The organism is Janthinobacterium sp. RA13 (assembly GCF_000745325.1).
GTDB classification, from domain to species: domain Bacteria; phylum Pseudomonadota; class Gammaproteobacteria; order Burkholderiales; family Burkholderiaceae_D; genus Janthinobacterium; species Janthinobacterium rivuli.
Genome location: NZ_JQNP01000001.1, coordinates 4,310,379 through 4,333,833, shown reverse-complemented (window position 1 = coordinate 4,333,833; position 23,455 = coordinate 4,310,379). Strand labels below are relative to the sequence as shown.

Below are 23,455 nucleotides of genomic sequence, written 5' to 3'. Positions count from 1 at the left end.
ATGTTACGTTACTTCCCTGCCTCATTTCCGGATGAAACGTTATATAGCCGCCTGTGCCGTTACCATCGTCTTTCCGGTCAAGAGGTTGACAGGGTGTCGCTGCATGAGTTGATCGGCGGACACACTCATGTCGTCGTCTCGGATTTACCAAGCAAATTGGACACGTTAGTGTCTAGGCTCCCGAACGAGGCCAATGTTAGCGTTGACGACATTGCTTCTAACAATACGCTCTTGGCTTTTTATACGGCCTTTATGCCAGCACGGCGTGCGAGTTCGGTATATGCAGCCATGCGTGGTGACAGCGCCTCTGGCATCAAGATGTCCATCGGCTTAATAGCAAGCCGCTTGGGAGGCCATAACCAACTGAGATTTTGCCGGATCTGCGCGCAGGAGGAATACTTCACTACTGGCCAGCCTTACTGGCATCGCGTCCACCAATTGCCTGGAGTGCTCGTATGTCCTGTCCACAAACAAACACTCTGTGCGCTAGCCGCTGAAACGATTGAGCTCAATAGACATAAGCTGCTCCTGCCGGATGATAAAGCCATAGCGGGCCATTTTGACGACATTCACTTGTCCGACATACAGCAGGAAACCGCTTTGCGACTTGCTCTGTTGAGTGGTGACGTGTTGCATGGCCGTATGCAAACCAAGGGCGCAGAAGGCATCCACCGTCTGCATCGTTCAAGTGCGGCTGCGCATGGCCTCATCCGTGCCAATGGCAGAATACGCATTGACGACCTGGATCAATTGATCGGACTTTATTGCAATTGCTTGCCGGTGAATGTCGAATTTAGTGTGGTGCGATGCAGGCTTTTTGACTGCGCGCTCAAGCTGTTAAGAAAGCCGCGGGAAGCAATCGTCCATCCCATGCTGCATATCGTTCTGATGGACTGTTTGCGTTATGTTGAGGATCGGCCTAACCTTCAATGTGCTGAAGCGGTGCCGGACATGCCGCTTACCTCACGTGCACGCAAGATAATTGATCTGTCAGTACTGGCTGAAAAATTGTCTTTCCAAGGCGCGACCTTATCTGGCGTTGCTGGCGTGATGGGGATCAGCGTGACGACAGCGGCTGTCGAAGCTGCCCGCGCTGGAATCAGGGTTTCGAAGCGCCCCAAGCATATTACCGCAGAGCGCGTGACTGATGTCGGAACATCCCTGAGGCTTGGGCTATCTATTGAAGAAGTGGCCCAGAAACATGCAATTTCTATCGTGTCGGTGTATCGGATCTTGCGTATGGATGCGGCGTTGGCCCAGGAGTATGAAGAGAAGCTGTTCACATTGGTAAGAGAGCAATATCGCCAGCGGTATATGGACTCGCGATCTGACAAAGCCGCCTATGCCTGGCTGCGCAGGCATGATGGGCTGTGGCTTACAGAGCAACTTAAAGCATGCCCAGCCATGCGGACTAGGAAAAGCTGCGTGGATTGGCGCCAGCGAGATACAGCACTGGCGCACCATATTGTGGAGATCGAAGCGCAGCTGCGCAGCATGCCGGGTAAGCCAACGTATATCAGTGAGACAAAGCTAAAAAGGCTCACGTCAATGGCTGACACAATCAAGCACAGCTTGCCCAATCTCCCATTGACCGAAGCAGCGCTTAAAACGTGCGCTGAATCTGCACAAGCCCACCAACGCCGGCGCATTATGTGGGCTTACTGCGAGCTGAAAAAACGGCCTGACTTCCACCACCAGCTATGGGAAGTGCTGCGGCTTGCTGGAGTACGTAAATTGCATCCCTCCAACGAAGCACTGGCGTACTCGCTCCTTTAAGTTTTGCTTCTACCCATCCCGTCGATGCCGTGCCTTCATCTCCAGAACGTGAGGATTTAGATTGGCGATCCATGCACTCGGGCTCTTGCCAGAGCGGATAAATCGCGATACAGCGGACGCCACTTCAAACGTGGAGTGGTTCCTCTCAAGATGCTCGGCAATGCCGATGGTCAGATTATGGCTTGGCAGTCTGCCACCGGATTTCCGTTGAAATACGCTGTGGTCGATATGCATTTGAAAAAACTGGAGCAAGCGTGATGCCGGTGTTTCGTAAGTCCTGCGCTGGAAGACACGGTGAGCCATTTTTGCAAATTCTTGGTCGCGTATATTAGCGTGGCAGCTGGTCCCCAGCGCTAGCGGCTTCCAACCGCATTGACAAGGGACCATCGGCACTGAGCAGAATTTTCCAGCGATTCGGAAGGGTTCCTCGCAGCGCGGACAAGTATCAATAAGACTGGTGCCGTGCCTCCAGCAGACTTTGACGCCCGGCAGTTGATGCGACCGATGGAGATAAGGCAGTTGGCCGGCTGCGCTCTCGTCAGAAGCGCATCTTAAGCATACGTTACTTTCGGCAAACTTCGGATCTGGATACTCCCAATCGGGTGCTGTCAGTACTGGCATGACGAGAGCGACGAAACTATTCAATTCAAGAAGCTGACCCAGCCTTATATGCGGCTGCCCAGGCAGGCGCCGCACCAACGCACTCAGGGCGAAAGGTGCAGCGTCGGTGAAGTTCATTTCTCTGCTCGGTACGCTGAAAAGGGAGATAAATGTCTTCTCGTGATTGGGCTCGGCCGAGAGCAAATGGTAGCGAGAGACCCGTCCGTAAAGTGTTTCGCCGGGAAAAGATTCTGGAAAAAACGGGAGCCTGGAAATGTTGTGATTCACAGCATGAGTCATCTAGCAAATGGGTGATAATTGGATACAGTTTCGCTGGGTGTTGACGCTGGCGCCGGATCTACCTGCCCCAGGTATAACGAAGCGATCATCGATGGATGAAAAATTGGATGGCATGGAGGAATAGGTGATCTTGCCAAAACTTTTGTCTCTTCCATGGGTTATGATAAAGGACGACATGATCGATGCACTAACCGTTTAGGAGCAAGTCATGAACATCAACCCCATTCGTTCAGAAGCAGACCATCGTGCGGCACTAAAGGAGATCGAATGTTTAATGAGTGCCAGAATGGGCACGCCAGACGGGGATCGCCTCGAAGTTCTGGCAATTCTGGTCGAGGCCTACGAGGCCAAGAATTTCCTTGCCGAACCGATAGACCCGATCGATGCCATCAAGTTTGTACTGGACCAGAAGGGACTTTCATTGCGTGACCTGCAACCAATGATCGGTGGCTTGAACCGCGTCTACGAAATCATGAACGGCACACGTGCCCTTACTTTGCCTATGATACGGCGTCTGCATGCTGGGCTTGGCATTCCCGTAGCGATGTTAATCAAGCCACGCAAACCAGTAGACCAGGGCACTTAGTAATTAGAAACTATCGCCCTCGCACTCATCATCCATCAACCGCATTAGTAAGCGTCTGCCCAGTGACGTCTTGGCTAGTTGCGGGATTTGATCGATGATGGCGTCACAGCGATTGACGTTTTTATACAGCCTGGGCCAGAAGCCGACCTTGACGGCTTGAAATGCTTTCGTTTCAAATCGATAAAAAAATGCCGCATAATAAATGAAACGGTGTGCTACCCCACGTAGCAGGCCTCACATGGGGGAGACATGGCACAAGTGCTGAGAATACTGGTGGTTGATGATGTTGAAACAATGCGCAAGGTCACGGCTGGCCAACTGGCCTCGCTTGGCTACGGATCGGTGGATCTCGCAGCCGATGGCTCTGAAGCTTGGCGCATGATTGAGCGCAAGCGTTATGATTTGGTGATCTCCGACTGGAATATGCCGGCGTTGACCGGCATCGCCCTACTGCAGATGATTCGTTCCAGTCCGCGCCATGTGCACATTCCGTTCATTATGATCACCGCCGAGGCCGAGCGCAGCCGCATCGAAACGGCCATCAGCAGCGGTGTCAGCGACCTGCTAGTCAAACCCTACACGGCGGGCCGGCTGGCCACCAGCATCAAGCGGGCGATGGCGCATCAGGTTGCAGCACCGGCGCCGGATAAGGAAACGAACATCGACGCGCCGCAGGCCGCCACACCCGTGGACGATGTGATCGTCAAGCCACCGGCGGCGGTCCATTTACAATCAAGGGAACCGTTGCCTCCGACATTGCTCCTGGTCGACGACACCGCTGACAACTTGTACGTGCTGGCCAATGTGTTCAAGGGCCGCTACCGCATCAAGGCAGCGCACAACGGCGAGAAAGCACTGGCCTTGTGCTGTGGCGACACGCCGCCAGACCTAGTGCTGCTGGACGTGATGATGCCCGGCATGGACGGTTTTGAAGTGGCGCGCCGCATGCGCGAGCATCCCAGCGCAGAAAATGTACCCATCATCTTCGTCACCGCCCTTACCGACGACGCCGCGCGCCTGCAAGGCATGGAGTTGGGCGCGGTGGACTTCATTACCAAGCCAATCGACCCGGCCCAGCTGAAGCTGCGGGTCGACAACTTCATGCGCTACGTCGAGCTGCGCCGCCACCTGCAAGCCGATTACGACAACATGCTCGCCATCGCCCGCCTGCGCGATGACGTCGAGGCCATGACGCGGCACGACCTCAAGGGACCGCTGGCCGGCGCCATCGGCATAGTGCAGTCGCTGATCGACGCCGCCGACATGGACCGCCGACAGCTTGAGAATTTGCGGCTGGCCGAGCAGGCCATGCTGCAGGTGACCGACATGGTCAACCTGTCCACCGAGCTGTACAAGATCGAGACGGGAAAATACGTGCTCCATGCAGCGCCGCTGCCCATCAGCGACATGTTGCGGCGGGTGGTTGAGACGGCACGCGCCACTTACGCGGGTAAGCAGCTGGTGTTGGCGGTCGACACCGATTTCGATGTCGGCATCGACGCTCCGCTAGCGCTGGGCGATGCCATGCTGACCTATTCGCTGCTGAATAATCTGATCAAGAACGCCTGCGAGGCAGCGCCAGAGCGCACCCGTGTCATTGCCACGCTGTACGCCGGAAGCCCGTTGCGCATCGAGATAGTCAACAAGGGTGTGATCCCGGAACCGATACGCGAACGCTTCTTTGACAAGTTCGTCACCGACGGTAAGTCCGGCGGCACCGGCCTGGGCACGTATTCGGCACGCCTGCTGGCGCGCGCGCAATACGGCGAGGTGGCCTTCGCCGTCGATGACGAGCTCCAGACCACCACCCTGATTGTCAGCCTGCCGTCGGTGCCGCCCCCGGCCTAAGGCGAATCGCGCGGCGGCCTTGCTTGTCAGGCTGGCTGCACCACGGCATCAAGCGCTTCCAGCGCAGCGTCGAAGTCGAAGCGTTCAATTGCCTGGCTGACTTTGCGCAGCTGTCGCGCCAGCGGGTGGCCGGCGGCTTGCGATTCCAATGTCTCCAGCACATCCAGCGCGGCGGTGTCGCTGTCGGCCAGCAGCTTGCGCAGCTGGGCAAGTGTGGCGGTCGCGTCCGGCGGCAGGGCGGGAGCCGCTGCGATGGCCCCGGCCCGGGTGTTCTCTGCCGCTGCAGTATAGTTGCCCAGTGCCGCCAGGCCGAGCAGCACCGGCGCCAGTTCGTTTTCGACCGCCGTCAGCAGCACAGCCAGTTCGGCTTCGGCTACACCAGCTTTGCATGCCAGTTCCAGTGCGGTAGCTGTCGCCGCCACGCCTTTGGCACCGACGTTGCCGGCGGTGCCGCGCAAGGTGTGGGCAACCCGCGCCGCCGCTGTGGGGTCATCGCTTTGCCGCGCAGCCTCAAATTCCTCCCGCAGTCTAGCGTGGCCGTCGCGGAAGCGCACCAGCATGCGCAGGTAAAGGTCCTGCCGGCCCATGCTGGTCGCCAGGCCGGCGCGCTGGTCGATACCGGGGAGTTCGGCAGGTAGGGCCGCAACCACTTTGCCTGCGGAATCTGGCTGCCCCGCTGGGGGTGCTGCTAATGCCGACTGCGCCGGGCGGATCCACTTGCTCATGGTGGCGAACATGGCGGTGACGTTCAGCGGCTTGGAGATGTGGTCATTCATGCCGGCAGTCAACGCCATTTCGCGGTCGCCGGCCATGGCGTTGGCGGTCATGGCGATGATCGGCAGCTGAGCGTAGCGGGGTTGGGCGCGCAGGCGGCGGGTGGCTTCGTAGCCATCCATCACTGGCATCTGGCAGTCCATCAGCACGCCGTCGAAGGCGACGGTCCCGGCTTGAGCCAGTAGGTCCAGCGCCTGTTGCCCATCGCCTACGATGGTGAGCACGATGCCAGCGCTTTCAAGCAGCTCGCGCGCTAGCTCCTGGTTCATATCGTTGTCCTCGGCCAGCAGCAGGCGGGCGCCGGCCATGCGGGCCTGGTCGGCCGCGCTGCGGTCCTGTCGCTCTGCCTGGCGCGTTTCGGCCACCACGCCCTTGCCCAGTACCTCGCCGATTGCTTCGAGCAGCGTCGACGGGGTGACTGGCTTGGTCAGCACGGCTGGCAGCGCCACCTGCTGGAGCGCCGCCGCTTCCTGAGCGTCGTCCCGGCCGAAGGCAGTCACCATGATGACAGAAGGGATGTGAGTCACGGCGCCGCTCTGCATGCGCTGCAGCGTTTCGACGCCGTCCATGCCCGGCATGCGCCAGTCCAGTAGCACCAAGTCGTAGGGCAGGCTTTTGCGCTCAGCCTCGACCATGGTGCGCAGCGCGCTGTGGCCGCTGTCGGCGAGGTCCACCTCCAAGCCGAAACTGCGAGCCATTGTCGACAAGATTTCGCGCGCGCTGGCGTTGTCGTCGACCACCAGCACGCGCAGGCCGAGCAGCTCGTCGGCGTGGAACATGCGGCGCGGCTGCACCTCGGTCTGGCGTCCGAAACGGGCGCTGAAGTGGAAGGTCGAGCCCTCGCCTGGCATGCTCTCGACCCAGATCCGGCCATCCATCAGCTCCACCAGCTTCTTGGAGATGGCCAGACCTAGCCCGGTGCCTCCGTATTTGCGCGTGGTCGAGCTGTCTGCCTGGCTGAACGAGTGGAACATGCGTTCGCACTGCTCGGCCGTCATGCCGATACCGCTGTCGCGCACCCAGAAGTGAAGCTCGACTTGATCCCCGGCGTCGGCAGCCATCTCGATCCCGACCACGATCTCACCGCGTTCGGTGAACTTGGCGGCGTTGTTGCCGAGGTTGACCAATACCTGACCCAGCCTCAGCGAATCGCCTACCAATGCGGTCGGCAGGTCGGCCGAAGTGGCGAACAGTAGTTCCAGGCCTTTTTCCTCGGCCTTCAGGCCGATCATGCTGGCGAAATTCTCCAGCACGTCCTCCAGCCGGAACGGGGCCTGCTCTATGTTCATCTTGCCCGCTTCGATCTTGGAGAAGTCAAGAATGTCGTTGATGATGCCCAGCAGGTTCTCGGCCGAGCGGTGCACCTTCTCGATGTAGTTGCGCTGTTTTTTGTCGAGATCGGTGCGTAGCGCCAGATGGCTCATGCCGATAATTGCGTTCATCGGCGTACGGATCTCGTGGCTCATGTTGGCCAGGAAATCGCTCTTGGCGCGCGTAGCGTCCTCGGCGATCTCCTTGGCGCGCAGAACCTCGGCCTCCGCCAGCTTGCGGTCGCTGATGTCGCGCACCGAGGCGCACACGCAAACGCCGCGCTCGGCGATAGCCGGCAGCCGCGACAGGCCGATCTCGACCGAGAAGCGGCTGCCATCCTTGCGCATACCGTGCAGGTCGGCGCCTGTCATGCCCATCTGGCGTGCCGTGCCTTGCTCGATGAAACCATTGCGCGAGCCGACGTGGCGCCCGTGCGCCTCCGGCGGCACCAGCGTTTCGATCGGCAAGCCGGCCAACTCGCCGGCCTCGTAGCCGAACAGCTGGTCGAGCTGCGGGTTGGTCATCATGATCAGGCCGTGCACATCGATTACCAGCATGCCGTCCGGCGCAGCCTCGATGATGCCGCGATACCAGGCCTCGGTGGCTTTCAGCACCACCTGCTGCGCTTCGAGTTCGATCGCCATGGCCTGCACCGCGTGGCTGCGTGCCTTGATTTCCAGCGACATCGCCAGTTTGGGCAGCAGCTCGTCCATCAGCACCCGGCCCGATTCGCTGGGAGCGTCGAAGCCGGCCAGCTCCAGCACGCCCATCAGGCGCTCGCCGTGCAGCAGTGGCAGCACCTGCAGGTGGCGTGGGCGCGACCGCCCCAGTTGCGAGTGAATCTGCACGTAGTCGTCCGGCAGGGCGTCGAGCCGGAGCGGCTGGCGGTCCTGCGCGCACTGACCCAGCAGGCCACTGCCCAACGCCAGTTGCGGCGCCGGCGGATGGTCCGGATCGGCGGCGTAGCTGGCGGCAAGGCGCAATGCGGCGGCGTTTTCGTCAAGCAAGTAGAGCGCGCCCTGGCCAGCCTGCACCAGCGGCGCGAGTAGCGTCAACAGGCGCTGCGCGGCCTGGTCAAGGCTGGCCGCTTGCTGCAGTTCGGCCTGGATCGAGGCTTCCTGCGACTTGATCCAGCGCTGCATGTCGAGCTGGCGCGATTCGACCTGCAACTTGGCGATGGCGCGGGCCAGGTCGCCCGTTTCGTTCTGGTAGTCAGTATGCGGAATCACGCTGTCGAGCTGGCCGGCGGCCAGCGCATCGACCGCCTCGCGCAGGCGGTTGACCGGGCGCCGGATCGAGATGCTGATCCACCAGGCGCATAGCAGCGCCACCGCCAGGCCACCGATCAGTAGGGCGTAGGTGAGGGTGCTGCTGGTGAGGGCGAATTGGCGAATCTGGTAGATGGTGCTGCGGGCGTTGGAATCCTTGACGGCGGCGATCTCGGCCATCTGCCGGTCGGCGGTGCGCATCGCGTGCTGGAAGCGCTCGCTGTTGAGCAGGGCGTTGGCTTCGGCGTTGCGGTGCAGCCGCGCCAGTTCGATTGCCTCGTCGGCGATGCGCTCGGCGCGCGCCAGCATGCTTTCAAAGACGTTATGGCGTTGCTGGTTGTCGATGCGCAGCAGGGTGGCGCGGGCCTCGTCGACGGCAAAGTGTAGCTGCTCGCGCGTCTTGTCTAGCTGTTCGAGCGCCTTGTCGACGGCAACAGGGTCCGGGGCGTTGGCCACCTTGTGCAGCATTAGCTCGAAGCGGTTGAGCTGGATGCGGGCCTCCTTGACCTGTACGATGCCGATCATGCCCTCGCTGAGCAGGCGCTGCATGTCGCTACTCAACTGGTCTTGGGTGCGCAGGCTTTGCAACCCCAGCGCCAGGGCCAGCAGCAGCACTGCGCAAAAGCCGGCCGCAAGCTTCTGGCGCAGGCGCAGCCGTTCAAGATAAGCCAGGGGCGAACGCATGCCGGCGCTCACTGTGCAGGCAGGGTGTGTGCGATGGCTGCAGCCTGCTTGGCCATGTCCTGGTCGCTGTCGGCGTAGCGCGCGGCGATCTGCTGGAAGGCGGGCAGGTTGGCCAGGAAGGCGTCGCAGACGTCGGGATCGAAGTGCGAGCCGCGCCCCTCGGCGATGATCTGCACTGCCTTTTCATGCGGCATGCCTTCCTTGTAGACGCGACGACTGATCAGGGCGTCGTAGACGTCGGCCACCGCCATCAGCCGCGCCGAAATCGGGATGGCGTCGCCGGCCAGGCCTTCGGGGTAGCCGCTGCCGTCCCATTTTTCCTGGTGTGAGTAGGCGATCTCCTTGGCCAGGCGCAGGAAGTCGACGTCCATGCCCAGTTGTTGTTCGGCGTGGGCGATGGCGTCGCGCCCGAGCGTGGTGTGGGTCTTCATGATCTCGAATTCCTCGGGTTCGAAGCGGCCAGGCTTGAGCAAGATGCGGTCGGGGATGCCGATCTTGCCGATGTCGTGCAACGGCGCCGACTTGAACAAGAGCTTGATGGTGTCGGGGTCGAGGAAAGCGCGGAAGCGCGGATGCTCGCTCAGATGTTCGGCCAGCACCTTGACGTAGTGCTGGGTGCGGCGGATGTGGTTGCCGGTCTCGTTGTCACGCGTCTCGGCCAGCGAGGCCATGGCGTGGATCGTGACATCCTGGATCGCGCCCAGCTCGCGCGTGCGGCGCTGGACTTCCTGTTCCAGGTACTCGTTCTTGTCGCGCAGGAAGTCGGCCGCGTCTTTGACCTTGAGTTGGGTGCGTACGCGCGCCAGCACCACGGGCGGGCTGATCGGTTTGGTGATGTAATCGGCCGCGCCCAGCTCCAGACCGTGCGTCTCGTCCTCGCTGGAGGCCATAGCGGTCAAGAAGATGATGGGTATGTCGCGCGTGGCCGGGTCGCCCTGCAGTGCCTGCGCCACTTCGTGGCCGGTCATCCCAGGCATCATGATGTCAAGCAGGATGAGGTCGGGCGGCGGTGCATCGCGCGCGATGCGCAGTGCTTTCTCGCCGTTATTCGCTGCTTTGACCGTATAACTATCCTTGAGCAAGTTGGCCATCAACAGAAGATTATCCGGCGTGTCGTCCACGACAAGGATTACAGGCCTGATGGGACGGGTATAAGATGAGTTCATGCCTAAATGCTCCAATCAGGTCCGCACTAATTTGTTGCCTAGACTATATCTGTGTCCTGTGTGCAAGTAAACCGCATATTAGTTTTGCTATGCGAATCGCTCCCGTCCTACACTACATTCTCCGATCTCTAGGTATATATGGATTGCTCATCACTCAACATTTCGAAAATGACAGTGTGGGGAGGGTGCGCTTAGGGAGACCTCTGCCGCCAAGCTGAACTTCTGCTTTGAGGCCAGGCTGTGTGGAAACGCAGAAAAATTCTGGTTCTTCAAAAATCGGCCTCTCAAAACGCGCGCTACCCCGTTTTCTCGGTGGCGGGAATGGTAACCCTACCCACAAATATTTTGAGATTTGAAGTTTTCACCCAGCCTGGGGCGGAACCAGCCGCTCCCTGCCTCTGCTGGTGGCGTTACGGAAGTTGTCAGTTCAGGGACGACGTCGTTCGCAGCCATTTCGTTATCCCTTTGGATTAGTCGCAGCTATTCAGCGAAAAATCGTCGCAGCTTTTAGCAAAATCAAGTTGGCCTAGCCCTGTGCCGCAATACCTTTCGTCGCGTCTATTTCAGAAAGTCACAACACCGCTGGGAAGCGGCGTGATCTCAAAGGGCTGCTGGCAGCTTGCAGTTCCAAGGCAAGAAGTCATCAACCCGGTTGACGGGATGATCGGTGATATGCGTCAGCACGTGACGCAACCAGGCTTCGGGTGCGACACCGTTCAGCTTGGCCGTGCCGATCAACGAGTAGATCGCGGCGGCCCGTTCGCCGCCGCTGTCGGCGCCGGCGAACAGATAGTTGCGCCGACCAATGGCGACACCACGCAAGGCGCGTTCGGCCGCCGAGTTGTCAATCTCGATGGCGCCGTCGTCGCAGTAGCGCAGCAGCGCCGGCCAGAGCTTGAGCGCGTACAGGATCGCCGCCGCCGTGTCGGACTTGCGCGACAGCGTATCGAGCGTGGAGCGCAGCCAGTGCTCCAAGTCCTCGAGCAGCGGGCGCGAGCGGGCTTGCCGAACTTGTCGTCGTTTGTCGGGCGGCTTGCCCCGGATCTCGGCCTCGATCACATAGAGCTCGGCGATCCGGCGCAGCGCCTCGGTGGTCAGCGGCGTCGCGCGCGCCGCGTGCAGGTCGTGGAATTTGCGCCGCGCGTGCGCCCAGCAAGCCGCTTCCTGGATCGTGCCGTCTTCGAACAAAGCGTTGAAGCCAGCGTAGGCATCGGCTTGCAGCACGCCCTCGAACTTGGCCAAGTGGGTTTGCGGATGGATGCCCTTGCGGTCGGGCGTGTAGCCAAACCAAACCGCCGCTGGCGTGGTGTCGCCGGCGGGCCGGTCATCGCGCACGTAAGTCCACAGACGGGCCGTCTTGGTTTTGCCATTGCCGGGCGCCAGCACCGGGATCGGCGTGTCGTCGGCATGCAGCTTCGACGCCGTCAGCACGTGGCGGCGAATGGCATCGACCAACGGACGCAGCAATGCGCTAGCGGCGCCGACCCAGTCCGCCAGCAGCGCACGATCGAGGTCGACGCCTTCGCGGGCGTAAATGACGGCCTGGCGGTACAGCGGCAGATGATCGGCGAACTTCGCAACCAGCACATGCGCCAGCAGGCCGGGGCCGGCGATGCCGCGCTCAATCGGCCGGCTTGGCGCCAGCGCCTGGACGATGGCGTCGCAGCAGGAGCACGCCAGTTTCGGACGAACATGGCGGATCACGCGGAAGCTGGCCGGCACGAACTCCAGTTGCTCGGCCACGTCCTCGCCCAGCGGCCGCAGGCCGCCGCCACAAGCCGGGCAAGCATCGGCCGGCGGCGCATACACCTTTTCGTCTCGCGGCAAATGATCGGGCAACGGCCGGCGCACAGACTTCTTTCGCGGCGCCTGGTCTGCCGCCGGCATCTCGCGCGCCGCCTCGGCCTCGTCGGCTTGCAGGTCTTCCAGTTGCAGCTCCAGCTGCTCGATTTGATGATCCAGCTTTTCCGATTTGCGGCCGAATTGCATGCGCCGCAATTTGGCGATCTGCAGCTTGAGGTGCTCGATCTCGACGGCGCGCGTGTTCAGCTGTTCGCGCAGCCCTTCAACCACCTCGTTTTGAGCGAGCAGCAGCACCTTCAAGGCGGCGATGTCGTTGGGCAGGTCGGCTGGGCTGAGCATGTGCCAAGTTTACGCGAGCCTTGTGTCGTTTACAAGGCCGACGTTGGTCTCCAGGTCCGTTCCGGCCGCCGCCAGTCGATGCCTTCAAGCAGCATCGACAGTTGCGCCTGCGTCAACGCCACCGAACCGTTGGTAGCCTGCGGCCAGATGAAGCGACCACGCTCAAGCCGCTTGGCCAGCAGGCACAGGCCATCGCCGCTCCACCACAGGAGTTTGATGAGGTCGCCGCGCCGGCCCCGGAACACGAATACGTGGCCGCTGAACGGATCTTCCTCCAGCGCCGTCTGCACTTTGGCAGCCAGGCCGTTGAAGCCGGAGCGCATGTCGGTGGTGCCGGCGGCAAGCCATACCTTGGTGCCGGCGGGCAGGCCGATCATCGTAGAACCCGATCGAGCACCTGCGCCAGCGCGGCCGCGTTGGGCTGGCCTTCGATTCGCACGCGCACTTCGCCCAGCTCCAGCATGATCGTGCCGTCGGCGTCGGCGTCGGCGGTGGAGTTGCCCGGAGCAGGCGCCGTTGGCGCCAGCACCACTGGCAATAGGCCATCGTCGCGAATCAACGCAGGCACGCCGAGGCGTCCTTGTTGATAGAGGCGGCGCCAGCTAAACACCTGGTTGGCGTTGACGCCGTGTTCGCGTGCAATGCGAGCCACCGAGACGCCCGGTTCCAGCGACAACGCCACCAATGCGCGCTTGAACTCTAAAGAATGCTGCCGATAATGGCCGCGCGCATTCGTCGAAGTGATTGGTTGAAAATTTGTGTCCATAATCAGAATTTGTGGGCACAAATGCTGTGCCAAAATTCGATCATGAATGACGGTGGTCAGGGAGTCCAGACGGCGCTGGGAAGACGCTTACCCGCATTATCGCTTGCGTCATTAGCCCACAGGCTTACAGAGCTTGGACAAATCTGCATCAAAGATAAATTCATTACCTTGTTTTTGGACTGTTGGGTGCCGCAAATGCTGTCGAGTTTGTTGATGCTTACTCGCCTGTTGGGTGTTTGCGTAGGACTTTATGTCTAGCGGCGAATGCTGCGCGCAGCTGGGAAAAGGAAGTGCAGTCGGAGAGACGAAAACGAGGGGGATGTGAACCAATGAACGCGATGCACCCCGCAGGTATGATCACTGGCTGTTAATCATCTAGTGGGAGAAAACTTCCAAACTCAGCACCGCGTTGAGAGCCGTCGTCTTACCTAGTAGATATCGGCAGTGGTCGCATCGATTTTAAACCGGTGGCAGGGGCCAAAAAATCCGTCGCCGGCACGACCGCGCCGTGCGTGGTGGTCCTTAGTCCATTTCCACTCCCCCTTGCGCGTGCGCAGGGAAGTCAGGAGTGGCGATCACTTCGCAGTAGTAGCGCCGCTATGCGCGCGTACATGGGCGCACTACCCGAAATTGTCGAACTCGGTGCCGTCACTCGCCGGTTGGCAGCGGGGCGAGCAACGTTCTGGGTGGATAGAACCCTTGCCGTCCATGGGCGTGGTCGTCGGTGAACTCGATGGCGTTTAAAGCGCGGGCTGTAGCCGGATGCACCGCTTCGTTTTCCAGAACAATGATCTGGCCAGGGCCTTCGAAGCGTGACAGCCAGCCGTAGAAGCTTGTGTTAACCGTGGCGGTTGGAATGTCTCGATCCATGTTGTCTGCCTCCTCCTTTTGAGCGTAAGCCTTCAGCGGCGAATCCAGCACTACTACGCCCAGGTGGGGATGACCTTCCTTCAGTGCGTGCTGCATCAACGCGATAGTCATGGCGGAAAGGAATAGGCCGCGCTTGCCCGCGCCATAACTGAGACGCCGACGACCGTCGATGACCAAGTCGCAGGCAGCTGGGTCAACGTACACCGATTTGATGGTCATGAACCCCCAGTCGTTGAGCATCTGGCGCGCGATCGCGCCGACTTCGTCGCCGTGTGACCCCACGTTGCGGACCAGGGCAGTCCTTTTCTGCTTCGTTTCCTGCTCGAGACGGGTGATCTCACCCTTCAGCCGATCAATTTCGTCGAAGGCGTCTAACCATGACGAGAAACGCGTGTGGGACTCGGCAAGCTCGCGCGGATCCGCATCAAATTCCTGCCCCGCAGTCCGCAGGACAGATGTCTCCTGCTCTTCCAAGAGCTCAAGAGACGTCGTCAAACGTTGCACATTGGCGGCAGCATGTGCGATGCGCCCCTCCTCGTGGGCCACGGATGCCCGAAGGCCGCGCCGTAGTTCACGAATTTTCTCGGCCTCTGCGGCAATTGCTTCTCGGTACATTGTTGGCGGTCTAGGTTTCAGATTGCCGGAATCCACGTGCTGATAAATGGGCGTGTCACAGAGTGGGCACGTCGTCTCTTCTAAGACCTGGAAGAAGGCTATGCCCTCATCCGTGGCTCCGAGCCGGGCAAGGTCACTTGAATACTTCAGATCCAGCAGTGTGAAACGCTCGCGGATAGACGTAGCGCTCGCGAACTGTGTCGATGCAAGAGTCAGAGCCCCCCCTTCCGCCGCGATTTGCCGTCGCAGCTCCTTCAGAACTAGCGAGCGCGCCTGGAGCTGCGTGGTGAACATGTCAAGACACTCGTCGACCCGTGTCAAGGCAGCGACGGTCGATGCGCGATCTGTGTCAGCTGGAATGAGGCGCTGCAAACGCGCCAATTCCGATTCGGCGACCGCCAACTTACCTTTGGCTTGGTCTTTGACGGAATTGCTTTTGTAGAGCTCCACGGCGGAGTCGTCGAGCCCGCTGAGAAACAGCGAGTAGGAAGAGACGCGCTTGTCGGACCCATGACCTTTGCCCTTGGTCGCGTCTCTTGAAATCATCCCGGGCTGGGAAAGCAGCGCCCAATGCCTCAGGTCGTCACCGGTGATGGCGCCCTTCTCACTTCGTGTGCGAAGCACCTTCTTGCCTTCCGCTCCTGACAGCTTGACGAGCAACTCTCCAAGATCCTGCTCCAAGTCGTCAAGGGGGTTCGGCGCACCGTCCGCAACCCAAATATCATCCAGCCGCACCAGCACGCGCGCGGCACCGCCAGCCATTGCCTTGCGCACAAGGTACTCATGTTTATCGTGCAGGAAGGCAAGCTCAAGCAAGTCGTAACCTTCAGACTCTGGGAAATGCTCTAGAATCCCTGTCCCGCCCAGCAAGAACCAGATGCAGTCCCAGATGTGGGACTTGCCTGTGTCGCTAGGGCCTCGAATGAGGGTGTGATTTCCATCAAACGTCACCACGGCGGGCAACAGGCCAGGACCGTTTGCCGACAAGTACTTCAGCGTTATTGCCATTGGCGTCCTCGTGTGTTGGCAGCTTCAAATTCGGCACCCCACAGGTGCCCTTGCTGAGCGAAACTTCTGGTCATGTCTCGCGAGCTGATCGTGGCGAAGGTCGCGGCCGCCCACTGACACCGGCCTTTCAGTTCACGCAGGTATGGAGACGTCAGCGCTCCGACCATGCTCCTTGCGTTATCCCCCGCGAAATAGGTTATGCCTGTCTCGTCCATGGTAGCGGAGACGAGGCTGCGGGTGCTCATCAGGTAGAGGCTTTGGGCGATTAGCTCGCGGCGGCTCAGGTATTCGCTGCCGCGGTAGGGCACCGGGGTGTGCAAGCTAGGGGGGCCGCCGAGATCGTCTGAATACACGACGGCGTAGTCAAGAAGAACGAGTTTCTGGAGGTCGGCACCGACCGGATGCAAGGAGTTGAGCAGGTAGACCATCCGAACGCCCAGTTCATACGGCGAGTTGAAGGCGGCGATGGGCTTGGACTTTTTCATTTGACCCACTTGAACCTCCCCTCGTTGACGAGGTGATGGCAGGTGCCAGGCAGATCGCCGCCGCGAAGCTGGGGCGACAAGCGGCTCTCCTGTACTTGCAACGACGATGCCTTGTCGACAACTGCGTCGATACGGTCTATTCCTGTCTTAAGACGGAGTTGGACGACGGTCGGCCGGATGCCTGCGTGGACCATATCCAGCAGCCGTTCAAACTCCTGCTCCTGTGGATAGATGTCACGGCTAAAACGCTGAAGGCCTTCCGCGCAATAGAAGGTCTGCCGCTGTGCAGTGAGGTGTTCCTCGTAATCGCTACCATGCACATTCACCCGAGTCACGGGCGAGGCTCTGTGTTCGGTGTATGCGCGCAGAAGCTCGTCGAGGTATATATCTTCGTCCCTAGCGGGCTGGACAGGCATCGGGTCATCGTCGCCGCGGTTGGGCACGATTCCGAACAAGTCATGGTGGGCAACCTTATCAAGTGAGTGCCAGTCCAACAGGTCGTGAACAGGACACTCGATGAAGCGATCGAAATCAAAGTCGTCGATGGCAGCCTGGACGTCTTGGGTCAGCTCTGCCGCTCTGCCTTTCATGCCGCTGTGCTCGTTTTTCCATGCATCAAGGAACTTCGCCTTGAAAGCTGCGTTACCTGAGGCCATCGTGTTGTGAAGGTCGTTGCCGACAGCCCGCGGACAGCAGAAATAATAGTGACTCGGGCGGGGGTAGGTTTTCAAGGCCAGTTGCTTGAAGAACTTCGCCATCTCCGGAAAGGCGTCGCTATGCGTGAGCCCTTGAGCGTAGTGCTTAGCTTGGTACAGATCCCAGCCGTCACGCACTAACGTTTGGCCGAACCGGGCCTCAATGTCACGACCGCCGTCACCCGCGCCTCCTAGGCGCTTGACAACAGCATAAGGGATCCCGCCGGGAAAAGGGCGTATGCGCGCGGCAGCCAAGATCAAGTCTTCCCATTGGTCAGGATTGAACAGAAGGATTTGTGACGACGGCTGAATGACGCCGCCCTTCGCTACCAGCTGGGTTTTTCGCGGTTTGCGAGTTGTTCCTGGTTTTGGTGGCATAGTGACGATCAGTTGAATCTCCAAGGCGAGAGATGCATATAAGGCAATGATAGCAGCATGCTGACAGGAAAGCACCCCAGCGGGTCATCGATCTCACTGCGCCCGGCGGTGACCAAGCACGGCTGTAGAACTATTAGCGAAATATTGCAGGATTGAGTTATCCACCGAAAAAGATTTGTCCCAGGTTATGCCAGATGTCCCAAGTATTGATGATATGGACATGATGAGTCGCGGCAATAAGCATCTTCACGCCAATTTCAGACGCAACGAACTGCTCAGTCAAAGCTTTGAAAAGCTTGTACCAATTCAGCAGGGCGGGCGCATTTTCCAGGGCAATTGCGAGCGGGGATGGTTTCGTTTTTTGAGACATAGGGTACTCTCCTTAGGTTGAAAAATAGGCCATACGCTTATTACAGCTACTGGTTTTAAATTTATTCGCCGTCCGCCCTCGGCTTGATCACTTGGCCGGCGTCGCACACGACTACCTGTGCGGTTGCGCAGGCGGCGTGCCACTCAAAACTACTGTCACGACTTGCTGTGCGTGCAGGTTTTCACCACATCTTGCCAATCCGACGGCTTGCTTTCCTCTGGTGGGTTTTCCAGCGGATATGCAAGTACTCATGGCAATGACGCGTTGATGCAATCCACTGCCACCTATGTCAAGCGTGGAACTGGCGGCAAGAACAGTCGTCTGTCTCGTCTAGCACCGGGATTTATTCCCAACGGCTAAATCAGCGCACAGCTGTCAAAAAGATTGGTCAATGGGAGGGAAGTAAAGCGAAGTGGAAGCAAGCCAATGAAAGCGATGTACCCGGCAGGTACGATCACTGGCTGTTCATCCAATAGTGGGGGTTAAAGATACTGCGGTAAGACGATGGGAATGCCTTGCGGCTGCTTGTGCTGTAATGGGTGGCTCTAATGGCGCCTTCCGCTGTCTATAGTGTGGGTTAGGCGTTGTGTTCTGTAGATTATGCGACTTCTACCGGAGCAGGCTGCTGCTTGTCCTTGTAGTGTACCAAAAGGTGCCGAGCGCCCTTTTCCGAAAACTAGTCGTGATTACTAGACTAATCACGACGTATCGGTTTGTTCAGTTTGAAGGAATCTGTGAATCGCCAAGAGTGCGCACCGCGCCTGGGTCGTACCGCGCTTGCGCGTCACGGTGGATTACTTGCTGGAGAAATTTGCGCAAATGGAGGAGTTACAAGTACCGCTGGAATCGCTGGCGGCGTACACTGCCTATGCCAGCAATTCGAAGTATTTGCCACGGTAGGAGTGGTTGCTAGTAGGCTGCCAGTTCATTCCCTGCCCACTCCAGGCACCGACACTGGAAGTGTTCAACGCTCTCTATTGTTTCCGCTAGCGCAGCCATCGTCAAAGGCATAATCAGGCTTGTTTGCGAGACGTCAAAGCTCGAGCTGACAGCATAATCGCCATCGAATTTCATCGGGAGAAGGATGGCACTGTGACAAAAGTCAAAAAATGGCCGCTTTCCATGCTTGTAAGTTATTGAAAATAAAGGAAAATGTGTCGGATCATCGAAAGAAGCGTTGACCCACGTAGTGGAGTATTATAAATAGCGCTCTGTGACAGCGAGAAATTCAAGCCATGCCTCTAAACGCCCTTAAATCGCTAGGCCCGTGTCTAACCACGGAACTCGCTCAGCATCTCGTAAAGATCTATGGCATAAGCCAAGTCACGGCCCGGCAGAGAGTTGCGCGTGCGGCCGGGCCGGTAAAAAAACTGAAGCACCTGCCGTTCGCGCGGGGCGTCAGGTTCGTTTACTTGGAAAAGGACTTCCGCTCTCCTTATTATTGGGATCGTCTTTTCGCGGCGATTCTGGCGAGTAACAGCGCCTATGCTAGGGCGCTTGTAGCAGTACAGGCGCGAGGCATAGTTCCCATAACGCACTTCAGTGCCGCTTGCGGCGCGCCTATCGCTCAGAAGAAACACATCTCCGCAGGAACTGTCCTGGAAAGGATGGTCGCTGCAGGCGTGCTAGAGCGTGTAGAGGTGCCAGGTATAGGCGAATGCGTCATGACGGGACGACTCAGCGAGCGCGTTGAACACATGTCCCCCGACGCGGCAGCAAAGTTCCGAGCGCGACTGATCGCGGAAGGCATATTACTGGACAGCGTTAAAGAATGGTTGCGTAGGCTGGGAATGGCGAGCTTTAACAAGGTCAAGGTCCGGGGCGTTGCGGCCGATTTGCCTATGGTGGGCACTTACGCTTGGGACCTCACAGCGCCTAGCTACTTGGGCCCCCTGTCTGGTTGGGGCAAGGACGGTGTCTTGAAGCCTGGCCTGATCGCTTGCGACGTGTTATTGGCAGGTTCGCTTAGTCTCGCAAGCGCCGAAGCGTTCCTTTACAAGGTTGACGCGCTCAAGGCGCTCAAGAAGCTCGGCAGAACCTTATTCATCTACGTTTCCGAATACTTCTCGGCAGAAGCATTTCAAGAATTAAGAAGCGCGGGGATACTCCCAGCGACTCCTGAGACCTTGTTCGGGAAGGACGTAGCAGCCGGTTTCAGAGAACTCAACAAGGTTCTTGTTGAAGCCGCCGTCAGGTCGGTTTCGCCGGACCGGTTCGACATGCTGTTTAGCAGTCTTGGCAAACTGGAGGGTGCTGTTGGAAATATGCGTGGTTCCCTGTTCGAACTGCTTGTGGCAGAAGTGACCAGGCGCGACCATCCCGCCTTAGTGGAGCTCAACAAGATATGTAGAGGCAAGGAGGGAGCAAGGGCCGAGGTGGACGTTTGGCTTGTAATCCCCAATCGCGAGGCACATTTTATAGAGTGTAAAGGCCACGCACCCGGATCTAGTATTGACGACGAGGAAATCGAGCAATGGCTCAATAAGCGCATACTAACCGTCCGCCAACATATTGATCAATTTCTAGATCCGAAACCTACCAAGCTAGTTTTTGAGCTCTGGTATACCGGGGCACTGTCAAGTGAGGCACTGACGCGAATTGAACGGACGCGCGATGCCAATCGGAAGAAGTTTGAAATAAAGCTGGTTGGTGCGGAGGAGATCCGGGCAAAGGTCCGCGCCCTGAACGACGCGTCATTGCTGAAGACTTTCGAGCAGCATTTCCTTCCGCCTCAGTATACCGTCCCACATCATCTGGCCTCTGGCTTCGTAGAGAATATGACTTCTGACGATGAGTCAGAACGCGCCCGGCGTCAATCAGATTTTGGTGCCATTGTTAGAGACTCGCGTGCCATCGTTAGAGATTTCGGTGCCGAATCTTGAATAAGTCAGAGTACAATCGCTATCTCAAATCAACCCTTAGGAATACCTACATGACTACCAGCTATGCAGAATTGAAAGCGCAAATCGCTGAACTCGAAAAGCAAGCTTTTCAGGCTCGTGAGGCTGAGATTTCGAATGCGAAAAACAAAATCCGCGAGATTATGCAGGCGTATTCACTGACTATTGCTGACTTGGGTGGGACAGCTAAGGTAACCAAACCACGCAAGCCAGTCGAGGTAAAGTATCGCGATAACTCGACCGGCCAAGACTGGACCGGGCGTGGCCGCGCTCCAAAGTGGCTGGAGGGGAAAAATAAAGAAGATTATTTGATTAAATGATGGATCGGCTGTTTGGCTATCAAAGCACTTGTCGCAGAAGAAATTCGGCGATAGTCAAATAGTTGATAATCCGCTGAATAATCGGCACAGATAAAAATCGTGAGATTATGAAATTTGTTCCTTTGACCCTAGATCGGGTTCCAGAAGCAGAAAAAGAGATTGATGATGTTAGTCAACGTATTCGCCAACGCTTAGAACACGTTGAAATGATTTTCAATCTGCATCATCAATTTCGAGATATTAAACTTGTTCAACACGTTGGTGATAACGGATGGACGCATCCTTGGCGTTATTTTGATGCGCTAATGTATTATCTACTCTTGACGTGCTTTGACTTGTTAGGGCAACCGGCTGAGTGGGTATCTTTTTCAGAGTGGCTGGAGTCCAGTAAGAAGATCGCCGAGCGCAAATTAGCAGTTGCGAGTATTCCAGAGGGTTCCGATCCTATTACTGTTACTCAACATATCAATAGAGTTTATCAAAATATTTACGGGGTCAAAAATTCTTTCTATAATTTTATTTCGAACGTCCTGACCGATGCAGAGCGTACTGAGTTATATTTTAACATTGAAATTGTAAGGGGAAGAAAAGATGGCGACCCGCACACCAGTTATCCAGCGCTAGGTTACGTTAATGACGATAAGAAAAAGCTGGAGTTCTTGTACAATCTTCGCAATAAGTTTACGCACAGCGCTGTAACGATGGGTTCACCAAACGCCGGGATATCTCCTCACGCTTATAAAGGAATTGAAGAGAACGGTAAGATCTTAAGGGGATATGTCGAGATTTACCGGGAAGCAAAAAAAAATGAGTGGTTGATCTATCAAGTTCGCGATTGGCCATTTGTGCTGCACAGAATTATTTTGGCGGCGCTAACTCGGCGCGAAGAAGCGTTTCACAAGAGTAATGGGCGCATCTAATTTTGCGTCAATAGAAAAAATTACGAATTGTTTGTTTGCGAGCAAGATTGCCCCTGTCGACTTGGCTCTCCCTCCAGTGCCCCTAAATGGTTGGAGGGTAAGAACAAAGAGGACTATTTGATCAAATAATTTGTACATATTGAGACTTGCGGGCGCGAACCGTTAGCTGAGGTATTCGCCTGCGTCTCAGTGCCACGGGCTTAGCGGCGTCGTTGACTTTCCGCTGAAAATTAGCGATACTCGCACCACGACATCATTCGTGGTCGGCGCACGCAAATTACGGATTCCCTTTACCACTTTACGAAATAGTGGGAGGCGGATCCGTGCGTCCACACGATCAGCCTCCTGAATCTCACCTAGGAGCTGAAAAATGAAGGATCTCGTCCCATCCCCCCTCGCTACCCCTGCGCTTCGCAAGCTTAAAGGCCGTGCGCTTGCGCGTATCGATAGCGAGCAGAAGATGCTGGCCTCCGGCCCGCTAGGCGCGGAGCGACTGGTACTCAATATCGCACTTGACTACATGGAACGCCACCCAGGCATGTCCCCGAAAGATGCCGTTTTCGCGGCGCAAGCTTACTGCGATCGAGCACTTAGTTAAGCAAGGATGGCCATGAATAAGCAAACGACTTCTGTTTCGCATAATAGCGCCACTTATGACCTCCGCATAGGAGGTTGGCTTCAGCATCTTCATAGCGATCTCTCAGATGCACTCAAGGAGATCGCTACAGAAGACATTCTGCTGCCTAACGGGCAACAAGTAGGCGATTACAAGGCTGAAAAAAAGGACGAGTACAACGCTCAGTCTGACAGCTACTATTCGTCACCCAAAAGGTATCTAAATGTCTGCTCAGTGCGCGACTTTCGGCTTGACTGGGACACCCTAATCAAGGAGATCAAAAAAGAAATAATTGGCACATGCGTTCCTCTGTTAATGGCAAAGCACAAGCTCTCTGAGCCAGAGCAATATGAAATCCTAAAGGCAGCGAGCAACGGGCACGTTGCTGCAATGTTCTGGATAGGTGCTCGCCTCAGGGAAAAAAAGGATGATAATTGTCTACGGTGGTTATCGATGGCTCACAACCGGGGGCATGTCGGGGCGTGCTACGAAATGGCAGCATATCTTGAATCCCAAGGTAATCATAACGAAGCTTTACGTTGTTTGATAGTATCCGCCGATGGAGGGTGCGATCTCGCCTACATGAGCATTTTCAGTATTGATAACTTGATTACTATGTCCAAGATCGAACAAGTTAGTCTGGAAAATATGTTAGATGAGATTGCTGCAACTCATTCGTCAAGCGCTAGATATCTCGAAGGCATGCTATTATTTTTTCAAGGCAAAGAAACAGAAGGGCTCGCTGTTTTAAAAGCCTTTTTGAAAAGTCCGAAAAGACAACCACCGAAAGGTAGTATTGATGAGGTGTATGAAAACCAAATCAAGGTGGTCAGTAGTTTCGTTGAGGGTATCTTGGCGGATATTGCTTATGGGATACATCCGCTAGATGCCATCCACGCTCGTTGCGAACAGGCTGGATTCATTAAATTTAAGGATTACGATGAAGTAGTCAAAGCTGTTGAAAAGATGCGCCTATCTACGTAAAAGACGGATTCGCTAGGCAGGTCCGCTGTCCTACCGCTGCTGACGAATTGTCTTTTTTCTCCAAAATGAATGT

Annotated in this window: 18 protein-coding genes; 8 read left to right on the top strand and 10 right to left on the bottom strand. The window is 57.3% G+C overall.

What is annotated here, in order from left to right; all coding sequences use genetic code 11:
- A complete protein-coding gene (locus FG13_RS29580; RefSeq protein ID WP_081922641.1) occupies positions 1 to 1,776 on the top strand; it encodes a TnsD family Tn7-like transposition protein in 1,776 nt (591 codons plus the stop codon).
- Positions 1,777 to 1,785: 9 nt separating this feature from the next.
- Here the strand turns inward: FG13_RS29580 and FG13_RS31280 are convergent, their stop codons facing one another.
- Complete coding sequence (locus FG13_RS31280) at positions 1,786 to 2,676, bottom strand: TniQ family protein (protein ID WP_152598810.1); 891 nt, start codon at positions 2,674 to 2,676, stop codon at positions 1,786 to 1,788.
- A gap of 208 nt (positions 2,677 to 2,884) precedes the next feature.
- Between FG13_RS31280 and FG13_RS19090 the strand changes: the two genes are divergently transcribed.
- Positions 2,885 to 3,262, top strand: a complete 378-nt coding sequence (locus tag FG13_RS19090; protein WP_035823406.1) for a helix-turn-helix domain-containing protein — start codon at positions 2,885 to 2,887, stop codon at positions 3,260 to 3,262.
- A 249-nt stretch (positions 3,263 to 3,511) separates the two neighbouring features.
- Positions 3,512 to 5,110 carry an ATP-binding response regulator gene (locus FG13_RS19085; protein WP_035823404.1) on the top strand — a complete coding sequence of 533 codons (1,599 nt, stop codon included), beginning with the start codon at positions 3,512 to 3,514 and terminating at the stop codon, positions 5,108 to 5,110.
- 26 nt (positions 5,111 to 5,136) lie between these two features.
- Here FG13_RS19085 and FG13_RS19080 read toward each other — a convergent pair whose 3' ends face one another.
- From FG13_RS19080 to FG13_RS19035, 9 genes are all read right to left on the bottom strand, one after another.
- Entirely contained in the window at positions 5,137 to 9,147 is a 4,011-nt protein-coding gene (locus FG13_RS19080; protein ID WP_035828475.1) for a response regulator, read from the bottom strand.
- A gap of 8 nt (positions 9,148 to 9,155) precedes the next feature.
- Positions 9,156 to 10,313: a response regulator gene (locus tag FG13_RS19075; protein ID WP_051959249.1), complete on the bottom strand. Its 1,158-nt coding sequence runs from the start codon at positions 10,311 to 10,313 to the stop codon at positions 9,156 to 9,158.
- 600 nt (positions 10,314 to 10,913) lie between these two features.
- The gene (tnpC, locus tag FG13_RS19070; protein WP_035823401.1) at positions 10,914 to 12,455 is read right to left on the bottom strand and encodes an IS66 family transposase; all 1,542 of its coding nucleotides are present in this window, start codon (positions 12,453 to 12,455) and stop codon (positions 10,914 to 10,916) included.
- 29 nt (positions 12,456 to 12,484) lie between these two features.
- Positions 12,485 to 12,832 (bottom strand): IS66 family insertion sequence element accessory protein TnpB, encoded by a 348-nt coding sequence (tnpB, locus tag FG13_RS19065; RefSeq protein ID WP_034754629.1) that lies wholly within the window; start codon positions 12,830 to 12,832, stop codon positions 12,485 to 12,487.
- Positions 12,829 to 13,254 carry an IS66-like element accessory protein TnpA gene (gene tnpA, locus FG13_RS19060; RefSeq protein WP_235194276.1) on the bottom strand — a complete coding sequence of 142 codons (426 nt, stop codon included), beginning with the start codon at positions 13,252 to 13,254 and terminating at the stop codon, positions 12,829 to 12,831. Before tnpA ends, tnpB begins: the two co-directional genes overlap by 4 nt.
- A 615-nt stretch (positions 13,255 to 13,869) precedes the next feature.
- A complete protein-coding gene (locus tag FG13_RS19050; protein WP_051959242.1) occupies positions 13,870 to 15,714 on the bottom strand; it encodes a hypothetical protein in 1,845 nt (614 codons plus the stop codon).
- Positions 15,705 to 16,199: an ABC-three component system middle component 2 gene (locus FG13_RS19045; protein ID WP_035823398.1), complete on the bottom strand. Its 495-nt coding sequence runs from the start codon at positions 16,197 to 16,199 to the stop codon at positions 15,705 to 15,707. Before FG13_RS19045 ends, FG13_RS19050 begins: the two co-directional genes overlap by 10 nt.
- Positions 16,196 to 17,296 carry an ABC-three component system protein gene (locus FG13_RS19040; protein ID WP_235211773.1) on the bottom strand — a complete coding sequence of 367 codons (1,101 nt, stop codon included), beginning with the start codon at positions 17,294 to 17,296 and terminating at the stop codon, positions 16,196 to 16,198. Before FG13_RS19040 ends, FG13_RS19045 begins: the two co-directional genes overlap by 4 nt.
- Positions 17,297 to 17,429: 133 nt before the next feature.
- Positions 17,430 to 17,642, bottom strand: coding sequence for a hypothetical protein (locus tag FG13_RS19035; protein WP_035823397.1), 213 nt, complete (start codon positions 17,640 to 17,642; stop codon positions 17,430 to 17,432).
- 1,412 nt (positions 17,643 to 19,054) lie between these two features.
- Here FG13_RS19035 and FG13_RS19030 point away from each other — a divergent pair.
- The 5 genes from FG13_RS19030 to FG13_RS19010 all read left to right on the top strand — a co-directional run bounded on the left by FG13_RS19030 (position 19,055) and on the right by FG13_RS19010 (position 23,382).
- Positions 19,055 to 20,524, top strand: coding sequence for a hypothetical protein (locus FG13_RS19030; protein WP_152598809.1), 1,470 nt, complete (start codon positions 19,055 to 19,057; stop codon positions 20,522 to 20,524).
- A 50-nt stretch (positions 20,525 to 20,574) separates the two neighbouring features.
- Positions 20,575 to 20,862: an H-NS histone family protein gene (locus FG13_RS19025; protein ID WP_035823396.1), complete on the top strand. Its 288-nt coding sequence runs from the start codon at positions 20,575 to 20,577 to the stop codon at positions 20,860 to 20,862.
- A 107-nt stretch (positions 20,863 to 20,969) separates the two neighbouring features.
- The gene (locus tag FG13_RS19020) at positions 20,970 to 21,782 is read left to right on the top strand and encodes a hypothetical protein (RefSeq protein WP_152598808.1); all 813 of its coding nucleotides are present in this window, start codon (positions 20,970 to 20,972) and stop codon (positions 21,780 to 21,782) included.
- 370 nt (positions 21,783 to 22,152) lie between these two features.
- Positions 22,153 to 22,380: a hypothetical protein gene (locus FG13_RS19015; protein WP_035823392.1), complete on the top strand. Its 228-nt coding sequence runs from the start codon at positions 22,153 to 22,155 to the stop codon at positions 22,378 to 22,380.
- Positions 22,381 to 22,392: 12 nt separating this feature from the next.
- Positions 22,393 to 23,382 (top strand): hypothetical protein, encoded by a 990-nt coding sequence (locus FG13_RS19010; protein ID WP_152598807.1) that lies wholly within the window; start codon positions 22,393 to 22,395, stop codon positions 23,380 to 23,382.
- The last annotated feature ends 73 nt before the right edge of the window (positions 23,383 to 23,455 follow it).